This window comes from Telluria sp. ZB2R32, assembly GCF_059685715.1.
The window spans coordinates 116099-130468 of record NZ_JCASIG010000002.1 but is presented as its reverse complement, the minus strand read 5'-3'; the positions used below and the strand labels follow the sequence as shown (position 1 = coordinate 130468).

The 14370-nt window shown below is 63.0% G+C and carries 14 protein-coding genes; 11 read left to right on the top strand and 3 right to left on the bottom strand.

The annotated features are described in order from the left end of the window. Nucleotides 1-100: 100 nt before the first annotated feature. A complete protein-coding gene (locus tag AC56LG_RS05595; RefSeq protein ID WP_497165136.1) occupies nt 101-376 on the bottom strand; it encodes a hypothetical protein in 276 nt (91 codons plus the stop codon). Nucleotides 377-825: 449 nt separating this feature from the next. Between AC56LG_RS05595 and AC56LG_RS05590 the strand changes: the two genes are divergently transcribed. Next, entirely contained in the window at nt 826-1989 is a 1164-nt protein-coding gene (locus tag AC56LG_RS05590) for an MraY family glycosyltransferase (protein ID WP_497165135.1), read from the top strand. Between the two features lie 206 nt (nt 1990-2195). Here the strand turns inward: AC56LG_RS05590 and AC56LG_RS05585 are convergent, their stop codons facing one another. Further along, nucleotides 2196-2441 carry a hypothetical protein gene (locus AC56LG_RS05585; RefSeq protein WP_497165134.1) on the bottom strand — a complete coding sequence of 82 codons (246 nt, stop codon included), beginning with the start codon at nt 2439-2441 and terminating at the stop codon, nt 2196-2198. Between the two features lie 302 nt (nt 2442-2743). On the opposite strand from AC56LG_RS05585, the gene flhB reads away from it, so the two are divergent. From flhB to AC56LG_RS05535, 10 genes are all read left to right on the top strand, one after another. Next, nucleotides 2744-3913 (top strand): flagellar biosynthesis protein FlhB, encoded by a 1170-nt coding sequence (gene flhB / locus AC56LG_RS05580; RefSeq protein WP_497165133.1) that lies wholly within the window; start codon nt 2744-2746, stop codon nt 3911-3913. Between the two features lie 12 nt (nt 3914-3925). Beyond that, entirely contained in the window at nt 3926-6034 is a 2109-nt protein-coding gene (gene flhA, locus AC56LG_RS05575) for a flagellar biosynthesis protein FlhA (protein WP_497165132.1), read from the top strand. A 159-nt stretch (nt 6035-6193) separates the two neighbouring features. After that, on the top strand, nt 6194-7087 hold the full coding sequence (gene rfbD, locus AC56LG_RS05570; protein WP_497165131.1) for a dTDP-4-dehydrorhamnose reductase: 894 nt from the start codon (nt 6194-6196) through the stop codon (nt 7085-7087). Between the two features lie 55 nt (nt 7088-7142). Continuing rightward, nucleotides 7143-7694, top strand: coding sequence for a dTDP-4-dehydrorhamnose 3,5-epimerase (gene rfbC / locus AC56LG_RS05565; protein WP_497165130.1), 552 nt, complete (start codon nt 7143-7145; stop codon nt 7692-7694). A gap of 154 nt (nt 7695-7848) precedes the next feature. Next, nucleotides 7849-9309 (top strand): flagellar biosynthesis GTPase FlhF, encoded by a 1461-nt coding sequence (flhF, locus tag AC56LG_RS05560; protein WP_497165129.1) that lies wholly within the window; start codon nt 7849-7851, stop codon nt 9307-9309. Further along, nucleotides 9302-10123 (top strand): MinD/ParA family ATP-binding protein, encoded by an 822-nt coding sequence (locus AC56LG_RS05555; RefSeq protein ID WP_497165128.1) that lies wholly within the window; start codon nt 9302-9304, stop codon nt 10121-10123. Before flhF ends, AC56LG_RS05555 begins: the two co-directional genes overlap by 8 nt. Nucleotides 10124-10138: 15 nt before the next feature. Continuing rightward, nucleotides 10139-10867: an RNA polymerase sigma factor FliA gene (locus AC56LG_RS05550; RefSeq protein ID WP_192051562.1), complete on the top strand. Its 729-nt coding sequence runs from the start codon at nt 10139-10141 to the stop codon at nt 10865-10867. Next, the gene (locus AC56LG_RS05545) at nt 10849-11592 is read left to right on the top strand and encodes a flagellar motor protein (RefSeq protein WP_497165127.1); all 744 of its coding nucleotides are present in this window, start codon (nt 10849-10851) and stop codon (nt 11590-11592) included. The genes AC56LG_RS05550 and AC56LG_RS05545 overlap by 19 nt, the downstream gene beginning before the upstream one ends. Nucleotide 11593: 1 nt before the next feature. After that, nucleotides 11594-12334, top strand: coding sequence for a flagellar motor protein MotD (gene motD, locus AC56LG_RS05540; protein ID WP_497165126.1), 741 nt, complete (start codon nt 11594-11596; stop codon nt 12332-12334). 117 nt (nt 12335-12451) lie between these two features. After that, complete coding sequence (locus AC56LG_RS05535; RefSeq protein ID WP_497165125.1) at nt 12452-12943, top strand: hypothetical protein; 492 nt, start codon at nt 12452-12454, stop codon at nt 12941-12943. 37 nt (nt 12944-12980) lie between these two features. On the opposite strand, the gene AC56LG_RS05530 is transcribed toward AC56LG_RS05535, so the two are convergent. Then, a complete protein-coding gene (locus AC56LG_RS05530) occupies nt 12981-14102 on the bottom strand; it encodes a M35 family metalloendopeptidase (RefSeq protein WP_497165124.1) in 1122 nt (373 codons plus the stop codon). Nucleotides 14103-14370 lie beyond the last annotated feature (268 nt).

Sequence of the window (14370 nt, the reverse complement as noted above, 5' to 3'; positions counted from 1 at the left end):
CGGCAATCGGTAAAAACCGGCTTGTAAACATAAAAAGACTGGCGCTTTCGCGGCCAGTCTTTTTTTTACGCTTCATTTCGCGGGCAGGATGCCCGTGAAATTAACGACCGTGGTGGGTCGTGGTCGAGTGGCTGGTGCTCGAATCGTTGTCGTCAGCAACGACGACAGCGATCGCTGCAACGCCGACGCCGACAGCGACCAGCGCTGCGGTCGACAGGCCGGTAGCCGTCGACAGGCCAGCCAGAGGACCGGTAGCTGCTGGCGCAGCAGCGGCTGGGGCGGCAGGAGCCGAACCGGCTGCTGGGGCGGTGGTTTGTGCGAAGGCTTGGGCCGAGACCAGGGTCAGGGCGGCGCTCAGGGCGAGAAACTTCTTCATGTGGTTTTCCTTATCTACGATTAACAAAACATCGGTCAGATGCAAAGACTGCCTCATGATTATATCAACGAAAGTTGCCAGACCTCAAAAAAACCACAAAGTGTTGTTTTAGTTCCTTGTTCTCGAATGAACAAACTGCTAGCGGATTTATCGGGAATAGAATCTATGCAGATTGGCAGACAGAGGCGCAACGATGACAAAAAAAAGACAAACAACGGACAGCACAGTACGAATCGTGGCGGATGAGTCTGCTACTCTAGTATAATCTTGCATTGTCTCAACTTGACTCAGCGCACGTTTTGATCAGGCTCAACCCAGTTCGGCAGCAGAGGGTGGCCATAGCAAGGGCATTTAATTTCAGGCGCGTTGCGCCGTTTTTTTGCCCAAAATTTTCTCTGCCAGGCATGAGCGGCGTCCCGGCGGTACGGAACATAAGGATGTAAAAAAGAATGCTTCTTGAGAAAGTTTTACAGATTGGCCTGCTGACGGCAGGTGCGAGCTTCGCAGCAAATGCCGCAATTGTCGGTTCCCAACGTTGGCACGGGAAGCTGTCTCATGATCATGACCTCGGTGGTGTGCAGAAGATGCATACGGTTGCCGTTCCGCGTATTGGCGGAATCGGCGTCGTTGCAGGCTTGATATTCGGCGTGTGGGCATTCCGGATGCTGTTTCCAGGCCAGATCGAAGAATCGCAGATCAACCTGATCCTGTTGCTGCTGGCCGCCAGTCTGCCTGCCTTTATCGCCGGCGTGATCGAAGATTTCACCAAGAAGGTATCGGTACGCGTGCGCCTGATGGCGACGGTCGCCAGCTCGCTGCTGGCCAGCGGTTTGCTTGGCGCCACGCTGAGCGACCTGAATATCTGGGGCCTCGACAGCCTGCTGGTATTCGCACCGGTTGCCATTGTGGTGACCGCCGTGATTGTCGCCGGAGCGGCAAATGCCGTGAATATCATCGACGGTTTCAATGGCCTGTCGAGCAGCACGATTATCCTGATGTCGGCCGGCCTGGGTGCGATCGCCTGGCAATACGACGACGCTTTCGTCATGACCCTGGCCGCCCTGAGCGGTGGCGCGGCATGCGGCTTTTTCCTGTTGAATTACCCGGCGGGCAAATTGTTCCTGGGTGACGGCGGTGCTTATTTCCTGGGTTTCTGGGTGGCCGAAATGGCTGTGCTGCTGCTGGTGCGCCATGCCGAAATCAATGCCTGGCAAGTGCTTGGCGTATGCGCTTATCCGATTATCGAGGTGCTCTTCAGTATTTATCGCCGCCGCTTCATCCAGAATGTCAGCCCTGGCGCCCCGGATGCCTTGCACCTGCATACGCTCGTGTTTCGTCGCGTAGTGTTCAAGCATATTCGTCGCGATCCGGCCCGCTCGTGGAAGCGCAATGCGGGTGTCGTCTGGTTCATCAGCCCGGTGGTCGCGCTCTGCATCGCCGGCAGCGTGTTCCTGGGACATTCGGTATCGAGCGCGATCCTGATCGTTGCAATGCAACTGGCACTCTACGTGGCCGCCTATGGCCGCGTCGTGCGCGGACGCTGGAGCGTGCGCACGCGCCGCCCGGCAATGATGGACGCCGTCGAAGTCGACGACGTCAGTACCGTCAGCTGAACCATTCCTTCGAACGCCGCCGCATCAGGCGGCGTTTTACTTTGCGCCTGCCACGTCGGGTGGCGCGGCATCACCGGCGCAATCGATGTCTATCGACGATGCCGCGGCAAGCGGCGTGCGTAACGTCGGCTAATCAATCGATCAGGATCAGGTATCGGAGGCGCGAATGGCGCCCTTGCAGGCTGCTGCGGAAAAAGCGCGGTGAATCAGTTGCGCCAATCGGCGTTGGTCCACCAGCGCTGGAACCAGATGGCCCAGTGCAGTAGCAGGCCTGCACCAAACAAGTAGTCAGCGATCATGCCTGCCTGCAATGCAGCGGCAAGCAGGCCGGCAACCAGGAAGAGGGTGCGCAGATGGGGGACGGCGCGATCGATGCGGTCGCAATACTGGGTCAGCGCGGCGATCGTCGGGTCGGGATTTTGCAGAGGGCGTTTTGGCATTCTTAATTTCATATTGACCTCCAAGTCGCCAAAAATTTGTTTCCCTGTTCAAAATAGAGTCTAGCACGGCTAGCGCAGGGTTCGTTACATTCTTATAGAATTTGCGGTAAATCAATAAATGTGGTTTATCTATACTCACGATACATGAATTCCGCCGCTTAGGTGTTCAAGATTCAACCGTGCGCGATTCTTTATTTTTTGATCATGTTGCAAAGCTGTCCGGGAACGAACAGGCAGGTATTTGCCCGGCTAATCCCCATATGGCCGCAGGGCAACTCCAGCGATAATGTCTCCTCTCAGCAGAGGAGCATGGCATGGCCGAAGACAGCGACGCGGAAAAGACAGAAGACGCAAGCCCCAGAAGACTGGAAAAGGCGCGCGAAGACGGCGACGTTCCCCGCTCGCGCGAGCTCGCCACCTTTGCCGTCCTGATGACCGCCGGCGCCGGCCTCTGGATCACCGGCGGCAGCCTGGCCGGCCGCCTGTCGGACGCGCTGGCCTCCGGCCTGACGCTCGACCGCGCACAAATCTACAATCCGAACGTCCTGATCGAACGCATCGCCGCCGACGTCGGCGGCGTGATGCTGGCCTGCCTGCCGCTGGCGTTTGCCATCATGCTGGTCGCCTTGGCCGCGCCGCTGGCCATCGGCGGTTTCAATTTCAGTTCCAAGGCCTTCATGCCGAACTTCGGCAAGCTGAACCCGATCAGCGGGATCGGCAACATGTTTTCCGTAAACGCCCTGATCGAGCTGCTGAAAGCCATCGCCAAGACGGTGCTGGTCGGCGCGGTCGCCTGGGTGGTGGTCATGAGCCAGAAGGAAGCCGTACTCGGGCTGGCCGTCGAGCCGCTGGGGTCGGGCACCGGGCACGTGGCCGACCTGATGGCGCACGCCTTTCTGTTCATCGTCGGCTCGCTCGGCGTGGTGGCCCTGATCGACGCGCCGTACCAGCTTTGGCACTACAACAACAAACTGAAGATGACGCGCCAGGAAATGATCCAGGAATCGAAGGAATCGGACGGCAATCCTCAGATTAAAGGGAAGATTCGCCAGATGCAGCGGCAAATGGCGCGCAACCGCATGATGCAGAATGTGCCTACTGCAGACGTCGTGGTCACCAACCCGACCCACTATGCGGTGGCGCTGAAGTACACGGACGGGCAGGGCGGCGCGCCGCGCGTGGTCGCCAAGGGCGCCGACGAAGTGGCGGCCAAGATCCGCGAGCTGGCGCGCGAGAACAAGGTGGCCTTGCTGGAAGCGCCGGCCCTGGCCCGTGCCCTCTGGAAGCACACCGAGATCGACGACGAAATTCCCGAGAAGCTGTACTCGGCGGTGGCCGAAGTGCTGGCCTACGTCTTCCAGCTGCGCAATTACAGCAAGGCCGGCGGCCATTATCCGGACCGTCCGACCAAGTTGCAGGTGCCGCCGGAGATGGACCCGCTGAACCCGGCATCGCAAGTGAAACAAAAACCCGATAACGTATAACGGAGCCGCTGAATGAATAGTTTGAGAATGCCGGGCTGGATGGGAGCGGTTGGCGCCAAGGGCAATGCCCTGGCCGCGCCGATCCTGATCATCCTGCTGCTGGCGATGATGATCCTGCCGCTGCCGGCCTTCATCCTCGACCTGTTCTTCAGTTTTAACATCGCGCTGTCGGTGATCGTGCTGCTGACCGCGCTGTACACGGTCAAGCCGCTCGACTTCATGGCCTTCCCGGCGATCCTGCTGGTGTCGACCATGCTGCGCCTGGCGCTCAACGTCGCCTCGACCCGTATCGTCCTGACCGAAGGCCACACCGGCGGCGCTGCAGCCGGTAAAGTGATCGAAGCCTTCGGTCACTTCCTGATCGGCGGCAACTACACGGTCGGTATCGTCGTGTTCGTCATTCTCACCATCATCAACTTCACCGTCGTCACCAAGGGCGCGGGCCGTATCGCCGAAGTCGGCGCCCGTTTCGCGCTGGACGCGATGCCTGGTAAACAGATGGCGATCGACGCCGACCTGAACGCCGGCATGATCAGCGAGCCGGAAGCGCGCAAGCGCCGTACCGAGGTATCGCAGGAAGCCGAATTCTACGGCGCCATGGACGGTGCCTCGAAATACGTCAAGGGCGATGCCGTCGCCGGCATCATGGTCACGCTGATCAACGTCATCGGCGGCCTGATCGTCGGTGTGGTGCAGCACGACATGGCGGTCGGCAAGGCAGCCGAAACCTATACGCTGCTGGCCATCGGCGACGGCCTGGTGGCGCAGATTCCATCGCTGATCATCTCGATCGCGGCCGGTATGGTCGTTTCGCGCGTGGCCAACGAGCAGGACATCGGCGGCCAGATGATCGGCCAGCTGTTCGCCAAACCCGAAGTGCTGTACATCACCGGCGGCATCATCGCCGGCATGGGCCTGATCCCGGGCATGCCGAACCTGGTGTTCTTGTTGCTGGGCGGCGTGCTCGGCGGCAGCGGCTACCTGCTGGCCAAGCGTGCGAAAAACGCACCCCAGCGCGAAGCGGAAGCGGCCGCCAGCGATGCGGCGGCCGGCGCGCAGCAGGCGGCATCCAGCGAGGCGGAAGAGGCGACCTGGCAGGACATCATGCCGGTCGACACCCTCGGCCTGGAAGTGGGCTACCGCCTGATTCCGCTGGTCGACAAGACCCAGGGCGGCGAACTGCTCAAGCGCATCAAGGGCATCCGCAAGAAATTCGCCCAGGAAGTCGGCTTCCTGGCGCCGCCGGTCCACATCCGCGACAACCTGGAACTGAAACCGTCGGCCTACCGCATCACATTAAAAGGCGTGGAAGTCGGCACCGGCGAAGCGATCAACGGCCAGTTCCTGGCGATCAACCCGGGCATGGCCAGCGGCACGTTGCCGGGCCAGGCGACGACCGATCCGGCCTTTGGCTTGCCGGCCGTGTGGATCGAAGGCGGCATGCGCGACGAAGCACAGAACCTGGGCTATACGGTGGTCGACGCCGGCACCGTGGTGGCGACGCACCTGAACCACCTGATCACGACGCATGCATCGGAATTGCTGGGCCGCATGGAGGTGCAGGCGCTGCTGGATCACCTGGGCAAGGACACGCCGAAGCTGGTCGAAGACCTGGTGCCGAAGGTGGTGTCGCTGTCGACGCTGCAGAAGGTGTTGCAGAACCTGTTGATCGAAGGCGTGCACATCCGCGACATGCGCACCATCATCGAGACCCTGTCCGAGCACTCGAACGGTACGCAAGACCCGAGCGACCTGACGGCGGTGGTGCGGGTGGCGCTCGGCCGCGCGATCGTGCAGCAGCTGTTCCCAGGGACCAACGAATTGTCGGTAATGACCCTCGACAACCGCCTCGAGCGGCTGCTGATGCAAGCACTGGGCGCCGGCGGCGACGGTACCGGCATCGAGCCGGGCCTGGCCGACACCATCGCCCAGCAGGCGCACAATGCGGCGCAGCAGCAGGAAGCGATGGGGCACACGCCGGTGCTGCTGGTGCCGGGTCCGCTGCGCGTCCTGCTGTCGCGCTTCCTGCGCCGGGCGCTGCCGAACCTGAAGGTGTTGTCGCATTCGGAGATTCCGGAGACCAAGACGATCCGGGTGACCAGCCTGGTCGGCGCGGGTTGACGCCTGGGTGAGCAGGAGCACCACGTATAATCCTCGATTGCCTGCGCGGAGCGTTCCGATATCCGGCGCGGCGGTCTTCAGGAGTCGTGGATGATATGTGTACAGCCGGGCCGACGCATCGTTACCGGCACCTGCCCCTTGTTGTAACCTGAGGACGGCATGAAAATCCTTCTTACAGGAAAAAACGGACAAGTCGGGCATGAATTGCAGCGCGCACTTGCACCGCTTGGCGCGCTGGTCGCACCGGAGCGCAACGAGCTCGACCTGGCGGACACCGAGGCCTTGCGTCGCCTGGTGCGCGCGCTGCGCCCCGACGTGATCGTCAATGCCGCCGCCTGCACGGCCGTCGACAAGGCGGAGTCCGACCGCGCGGCGGCGTTCGGCGTGAATGCCGAGGCGCCGCGCATCCTTGGCGAGGAGGCTGCGCGCCTCGATGCATTGGTGCTGCATTTTTCGACCGACTACGTGTTCAGCGGCGCGCAGGATCAGCCCTACACCGAGCGCGACCTGCCGCAGCCGGGGAATGTCTATGGGCTCAGCAAGCTGCAGGGTGAACGCGCGTTGGCCGGCGCCTGCGCGCGCCACCTCATCCTGCGCACGAGCTGGGTGCTTGGCGCGCATGGAAGCAATTTCGCCAAAACCGTGCTGCGCCTGGCCAGGGAGCGCGCCGCGTTCGCGATCGTGGCCGACCAGTACGGCGCACCCACGTCGGCCGCGCTGCTGGCGGACATCTGCGCCGACCTGCTGCGGCACTACCGCCAGGCGCCGGCAATGGCGTTCGGCACGTATCATGTCGCCGCGGCCGGCAGCACCACCTGGTATGACTATGCGCGCTTCGTGCTGCGCGCGGCCGAGGCCGCGGGACAATCCTTGAAGGCAGGCCCGGATGCGATCCGGGCGATCGGAACGGATGCCTATCCGACGCCGGCACGGCGCCCACGCAATTCGCGCCTCGATACCACGCTCTTTCGTTCGACCTTCGGACTGCGCCTGCCGCCGTGGGAGGAGGGCGTCATGCAGGTACTGCAACAGATATTCGAAAGCGAACCATGATGCCGCTGAACGGCGACTACGCCATTACCTCTTCGCTAACCGAAACGAGGCATGTATGCGGCTGAGCGTTACCCCGACCGCCATTTCGGACGTGCTGGTGATCGTTCCCCAGGCTTTCGAGGACAGCCGCGGCTTCTTCCTCGAGAGCTTCAACGCGCAGGACTTCGCCGCCGCCACCGGCATCGACACGCCGTTCGTGCAGGACAATCACAGCCTGTCGCAAGAAGGCGTCCTGCGCGGCATGCATTACCAGGTCGAGCGTCCGCAGGGTAAGCTGATTCGCGTGATCGAAGGCGCCGTGTTCGATGTCGCCGTCGATTTGCGGCGCTCTTCGCCGACGTTCGGGCGCTGGGTGGGTGAGGTGTTGAGTGCCGAGAATCGCCGCCAGATGTGGATACCGCCGGGCTTTGCGCACGGGTTCGCGGTCCTCGGCGCGCGCGCACAGTGCCTGTACAAGACGACCGATTACTGGCATCCGCAGTTCGAGCGGATCCTGCAATGGAACGATCCGGCCGTGGGCATCGTGTGGCCGATCGGGTTCGCACCGCGGCTGGCGGACAAGGATGCGCATGCGCAGCCCTTGCACCTGGTCGAGACGTTTGCCTAGGCAGGCGGGGGTGCCGATCGCATCTAAATCGAATTAACGCACTTTCCCCATCCTTTTCCGCCGATGCTTGCTCTGCGGCATCGTCAATAATCTATCCCATAGACCGGCCTCGTGCGCGCCGGTCACCATCGAATAGCGCAGTGCGGAGAATAAGATGAATGTGAAGAAATTTACAGCGGCAACATCCCGGGAAGCCTTGCGCAAGGTGCGCGATGCGCTCGGCCCTGATGCCGTCATCCTCTCGAACCGTCCCGTCGACGGCGTCGTCGAAATCCTGGCGCTCGACAACGACGACGTCGCTTCCCTGGCCGCCCCGGCGCCGGATTCCGCCATGGCCCAGCCGCAGCCGCGCCTGGACCTGAACGCCTTCGAGCCGGAAGCGCCGGCCTTCGTCAACCGTCGCGCCGCCGCGCCCGCCGCCACGCCGGAACAGATCTACGCCAGCCGTCGTGCACCGCAGCCTGAGCCGGAATTCGCCCCTGAGCCGATGTTTGCGAGCCGCCGCGCGCCGCAACCCGAGCCGGAATTCGCAGCCGAACACAGCTACGCCAACCGCCGCGCCCCGCAGCCGGAGCCGGCCTTCGACATGGCCGCCATGACCGCGATGATGTCGGCCGCGATCTCCCAGGCCAAGGAATCGGCTGCGCAAGAGATGAGCGGCATGATGAGCGAACTGCGCGCCATGCGCGGCATGATGGAATCGCAACTGGCCGAGCTGTCCTGGGGCGGCACGCAAGCGCGCGAGCCGCAAAAGGCGGTCGTGCTGCGCGAAATGCTGGCCGCCGGTTTCTCGGCGTCGCTGTCGCGCTACCTGATCGACAAGATGCCGGCGAACAAGGATGCCGCCGAGGCGATGCGCTGGATCAAGACCGTGCTGGCGCGCAACCTGACCACGATGGCCGACGAAGACACGCTGCTCGACAAGGGCGGCGTGTTCGCCCTGGTCGGCCCGACCGGCGTCGGCAAGACCACCACCACCGCCAAGCTGGCCGCGCGCTGCGTGATGCGCCACGGCCCGGAAAAGCTGGCGCTGATCACCACCGACGCCTACCGTATCGGCGGCCACGAACAACTGCGTATCTACGGCAAGATCCTGGGCGTGATGGTGCACTCGGTGAAGGATGAAGCCGACCTGCGCATCGCCCTGAAAGAACTCAAGAACAAGCACACCGTGCTGATCGACACCATCGGCATGTCGCAGCGCGACCAGATGGTCACCGAACAGGTGGCCATGCTGGCCGGCGCCGGCGCCGACGTGAAACGCCTGCTGTGCCTGAACGCCACCTCGACCAACGAAACCCTGGCCGAAGTCGTGCGCGCCTACCAGGGCAGCGGCCTGCACGGCTGCATCATGACCAAGATGGACGAAGCGGCGTCGATCGGCAACGTGCTCGACGTGATCATCCGCCAGAAGCTGAACCTGCATTACATCTCGAATGGCCAGCGCGTGCCGGAAGACCTGCACCTGGCCGACCGCGCGCTGCTGGTCGACCGCGCCTTCCGCAGCCGCCGCGACGGCGCCAATCAATTGGATGATGCCGACCTGCCGCTGATGATGGCCGGCACCGGCAACGTGCACAAGGACGAGAGCCTGCGCGAGGTGCGCTTTGTCTAGTTTCGATTTCGACCAGGCCGAAGGCCTGCGCCGCATGCTGGCCGGCCCCAAGCCACGCATCGTCACGTTTTTATCCGCCACCCCGAGCGACGACAAGGGCGCGATGCTGGTCAACCTGGGCGCCTCGCTGGCCCAGGCCGGCAACGATGTCCTGATCGTCGATGCTTGCCGGCGCGACTATGGCGTCGCCCGCCGCCTGGAGATGGAACGCCACGCCAGCCTGCTGCAGGTGGCGCGCCAGGAATGCGCGCTGAACCAGGTGGTGCAGACCGCGCCCCAGGGTTTCAATGTGGCGCTGCTGGCGCGCGACGGCCAGGCGGCGGTGGATGCCGACGAAGCGCGCCGCCTGTCCAAGGCCTTCGACGTGCTGGTGAAAAAGCAGGGCGGCATCGTCATCGTCGATGGCGAAGTCGATGGCGACGGCGGCTTTGCGGTGCCGCTGCTGGCCGATTCCGAAATCGTGGTCCAGGTCTCGACCGGCGCCACCTCGATCACCAACGCCTATGGCCTCATTAAACGCCTGGCGCAGGCGCTGGGCCGCCGTCCGTTCGGCGTGCTGGTCACGGGCGCAAGCGAGGCAGAGGCGAAAGTGGTTTACGATAATATGTCGGCGGCAGCAAGCCGTTACCTTGCAGTAACGTTGAGTTCGATGGGCTCGGTGCCGGCGGACGAATACCTGCACCGCGCCGCGCGTCTTGGACGTTCGGTGGTCGATGCCTTTCCGCTGGCCGGGGCCTCGGTGGCCTTTCGCCAGCTGGCCGGGCGTTTTGCACTGTCCGGCATGACGCGCGGCGGCGCGCATTTTGGTTCCTGAGAAAAAAGAACAAGCATGTATACCGTCAAAGGAAAAGCCGACAAGAACCACCTGCTCACCGAGCACGCCCCGCTCGTGAAGCGCCTCGCCCATCAGATGAAAGCGAAGCTGCCGCCGTCGGTCGAGGTGGACGACCTGATCCAGGCCGGCATGATGGGCCTGCTCGATGCCATCAACCGCTACGAAGACAACCACGGCGCCCAGTTCGAGACCTATGCCGTGCTGCGCATCCGCGGGGCCATGGTCGACGAGCTGCGCAGCAACGACTGGATGCCGCGCAGCACGCGCTCGACCATGAAGAAGGTCGAGACGGCGATGACCAAGCTGCAGCAGCAACTGGGGCGTCCGCCCAGCGAGCTCGAAGTGGCGAAGTCGCTCGACGTGCCGCTGGCCGAGTACCAGGAAATGCTGTTCGAAGGCGGCGGCCACCAACTGGTGTACTACGAAGATTTCCACGACGAAGACGGCAACGACAGCTTCCTCGACCGCTATGCGGTGGATGAAGACGACCCGCTGCGCGCGCTGCTCGACACCGACTTCCGCTCGGCCGTGATCGCCGCCATCGACGCCTTGCCGCCGCGCGAGAAGATCCTGATGGGCCTGTATTACGAAGAAGAGCTGAACCTGAAGGAAATCGGCGCCGTGCTTGGCGTGTCCGAATCGCGCGTGTCGCAACTGCATACGCAAGCCGTGGCGCGCATGCGTGCTTCGCTCAAGGAAAAACTGTGGACTTCGCCAGCCTGATCGGCCTGGCCCTGGCCCTGGCCGGTCTGCTGGTCGGACACACGCTCGACGGCGGCCGTTTCGCTTCCCTGATCCAGCCGGCGGCATTCGCCATCGTCGTGGTCGGCACTTTCGGCGCCGTGCTGCTGCAATCCGAAGCGCGCACGTTTACACGCGGCATGCGCATGCTGCGCTGGGTATTTTTCCCGCCCAAAAACCGGCGCCAGCCGCTGTCGCGCGAGATTGCACTGTGGAGCCATACCGCGCGCCGCGACGGCTTGCTCGCGCTCGAGCAGTACATGGGAAACAAGGACCTGTTCGTGCAGAAGGGCTTGCGCCTGGTGGTCGACGGCATCGCGCCCGAGAAAATCCGCGGGCTGCTCGAGATGGAAGTGACCGCCTTCGAATTCGCCGAGCGCCAGGCCGCGCGCGTGTGGGAGTCGGCCGCCGGCTATGCGCCGACGATCGGCATCCTGGGCGCTGTACTCGGCCTGATCCACGTGATGGAAAACCTGTCCGATCCGTCGCGCCTGGGTTCCGGCATTGCCGTGGCCTTTGTCTCGACCGTGTACGGGGTCGGGCTGGCCAACCTGTTCTTCCTGCCGGTTGCGAACAAGCTGAAAGCCATCGTTGCCGACCAGGTCGCGCAATACGACATCCTGATCGAAGTGTTCCACGACATCGCCAGCGGCAACCATGCGCGCGTGGTCGAGGAGCGCGTCGCCAGCCTGCTGGTGAAACGCTGAGATGGCGAGAAAGCGTTATGACGAAGCGGAAGACCGCGACAGCCACGAGCGCTGGCTGATCTCCTACGCCGACTTCATCACGCTGCTGTTTGCCTTTTTTGTGGTCATGTACGCGATTTCGGTGGTCAACACCGGCAAGTACAAGACGCTATCGGATGCGCTGGGCGACGCCTTTGGCGGACGCCCGGACACGCCGCAGGCCAGCTCGACCGTCGAGCAACTTCCCCTGACGAACCTGATCGCACGCAAGCGCGCGGACGCGGCGCGGCGCGAGCGCGAACGGTTAAATACCCTGGCGCGCGACCTGAGCGCCTCGCTGGCGCCGCTGGTCCAGAACGGGCAGGTGCGCGTGAGCCAGACCGGGCGCGGAGTGACGGTCGAGATCAATGCGAAAGTCCTGTTCGAGGAAGGGCAGGCCGCGCTCGGCGGCGAGGCGCGCGCCACCCTCGGCTCGGTCGCCACCTTGCTGCGCGGCGAGCCGTATGCGATCGAAGTCGAAGGGCATACCGACAACCTGCCGATTGCCAATCCGCTATATCCGTCGAACTGGGAATTATCGACCGTGCGCGCCAGCAGCGTGGTGCGCCTGTTCATCGACAGCGGCGTGGCAGCGGGGCGCCTGACGGCGGTCGGGCATGCGGCGAACCAGCCGGTGGCGCCGAATACGGATGAGGCGGGCAGGGCACGTAACCGCCGGGTGACGGTGACCATTCTGGCCACCGTGCCGGATGGGGCGAAATAAAATTTCATTTTGACCGCATGGATGAAATATTGTTTCATCCGTGACGATGCGGCCGTCACTCTTGGTTTTTTCGGCCTGCGCCCGCACAATGAGCGACACAACCATATGGAGCTAAGTATGCAGCGCAGAATCATCCTGCTGGCCGCCTTGGGCGCGGCGAGCCTCCTGCCCGCGCTTGCGGGCGCTGCCGGAGAACCGACCGTGAGCGTGAAACACAGCATGGACCTCAAAACGCCACCGGGCAAGGTGCTGGTGGAAATGACGTTCACCAACCAGGGCAAGACCACGGTCTGGCTGCCGCGCGAGCTGGCGGCGGGAAGCGAACTCACGGGCGCGCGCTTCGACTTGCGCGACGCCGGCGGCAAACCGATCGCCTACACCGGCAAGATGGTCAAGCGCGCCGCGCTCACCGCCGCCGATTACCAGCCGCTGGCACCCGGCAAGATGCTGACGAATACGATCGACATTACCAACGCCTATGCCTTCGCCAAGGGCCGCCACAACTACAACATCGGCTACAACGGTCTGGTGCTGGCGGACGTGAAACAGCTCGACAAGCCGCTGGAATTTCCCGCGCGGCCCGTCTCCTTTATCGCCACCCTGAAATAAAAAGGTCCCGGCGTGCCGGGACCTTTGGCCTGCCGTGTTAGTTCAGCGCCGGCGTATTTTCGGCAAAGTACTCGTGGTTATCGGCGTTCTTCACTGCCGCGGCCGGATTGCTGATCGCCAGGCTGGCGGCGCCGCTCTGGCCGTACACGTTGTCGTCGGTGTTGGCGATGATGTCGAAGTGGCTCATCTCATGCACCAGGGTGCCGCCCTTCGAATCGGTGCCGCTCATCGGCGCCGTCCAGAACGCGTTGCACACGTAGATGCGGTACGGCTGGGTCGGGTACACGTAGGCGTAGTAGCTGTCCTTGCAGCTGCAGTCGACCACCACGTTCTGGTTATCGAAGGCGTTCTTGATCTTGCCGTAATTCGCCTTGACGGTCGCCACGCGCGACGAGTTCACGGTGCCGAACCATTTCGTATAGCGCGGACCCATGCTCGTCTTCGCCATGTAGGTGACCGAGCTATTGCTCATCGTTTTGGCGGCTGCGATGGCCGAGGCGATCGTGCTCTGCTGCGAGGCGGTGCACGACGCATAGCTCAGGCCTTGCGTGGTCGCCATGCCGCCGCCGGCATTACCTTGCTTGAGCGCCTGCATGATGGGCGACTCGGCGCCGCGCGGCAGGCGGCCTTCGATGTACACCTGCGCCGCTTGCGACTGCAGTTCGCCGATGTCGCGGGCGGCTGCCTTGTCCGCTACGGCACGGGCCGCGGTGGCGCCCTTGTCGTTGGCCAGGAACAGGTCCGGAGAGGCGGTGCGGTAGGCAATCGCATAGTCGCCGCTGACGCTCATGTCGTACAGCGACGACAGCTCGACCCTGGTCGTGTGCGAGGCGCCCGGCTTGAGCAGGTAATAGTCGGCCTGGGTCGGCTTGGCGCGCTTGATCAGGGCGCCGGTATAGGCGACCGGCGCGCCGTCGCGGGTGACCTCGAACAGCGGCGCCGACAGGCCCTCGAACGGCGTGCGCGCCTTGAGCACATACTGCGGGGTGGCCGAGGTGTTGGTGATGGTGACCTTCACGTACACGTCGTCGCTCGGGCCGAGCGCCGCCTTGTCCAGGGCCACGTCCACCTTCACGCCGTTCGACCCTGCCTGCGCGGCGGCGGCGAGGGTCAGGGCTGCGATACCGAATGCCGACTTCCAGATGCTGTTCGAGCTCATGTGTAACTTCTCCGTATGTTGTTTGTCGTGGCCGATTGTTCGGCCATTCTTTTGATGGGTTTTTCGCATGAGATCTGACGTCGATCAGAGAAAACCCACCCCCATACTGGCGAATTCATGAGCTGACAGCAATGCAATTCGGATCGTGTGTGGCATCCGTTTGCGAAAAAGTAACAATGTTGCAGTTTGTTTGTGCGCCGCTGGATTTCATATTCCTTTCATGCTAGCGCGTATTGACGGGCGTTGAACTAGTTATATGGCGCTGGCC

Coding starts and splice junctions, on each gene's coding strand:
- AC56LG_RS05595 (WP_497165136.1), bottom strand. CDS start 376: ATGAAGAAGTTTCTCGCCCTGAGCGCCGCCCTGACCCTGGTCTCGGCC.
- AC56LG_RS05590 (WP_497165135.1), top strand. CDS start 826: ATGCTTCTTGAGAAAGTTTTACAGATTGGCCTGCTGACGGCAGGTGCG.
- AC56LG_RS05585 (WP_497165134.1), bottom strand. CDS start 2,441: ATGAAATTAAGAATGCCAAAACGCCCTCTGCAAAATCCCGACCCGACG.
- flhB (WP_497165133.1), top strand. CDS start 2,744: ATGGCCGAAGACAGCGACGCGGAAAAGACAGAAGACGCAAGCCCCAGA.
- flhA (WP_497165132.1), top strand. CDS start 3,926: ATGAATAGTTTGAGAATGCCGGGCTGGATGGGAGCGGTTGGCGCCAAG.
- rfbD (WP_497165131.1), top strand. CDS start 6,194: ATGAAAATCCTTCTTACAGGAAAAAACGGACAAGTCGGGCATGAATTG.
- rfbC (WP_497165130.1), top strand. CDS start 7,143: ATGCGGCTGAGCGTTACCCCGACCGCCATTTCGGACGTGCTGGTGATC.
- flhF (WP_497165129.1), top strand. CDS start 7,849: ATGAATGTGAAGAAATTTACAGCGGCAACATCCCGGGAAGCCTTGCGC.
- AC56LG_RS05550 (WP_192051562.1), top strand. CDS start 10,139: ATGTATACCGTCAAAGGAAAAGCCGACAAGAACCACCTGCTCACCGAG.
- motD (WP_497165126.1), top strand. CDS start 11,594: ATGGCGAGAAAGCGTTATGACGAAGCGGAAGACCGCGACAGCCACGAG.
- AC56LG_RS05535 (WP_497165125.1), top strand. CDS start 12,452: ATGCAGCGCAGAATCATCCTGCTGGCCGCCTTGGGCGCGGCGAGCCTC.
- AC56LG_RS05530 (WP_497165124.1), bottom strand. CDS start 14,102: ATGAGCTCGAACAGCATCTGGAAGTCGGCATTCGGTATCGCAGCCCTG.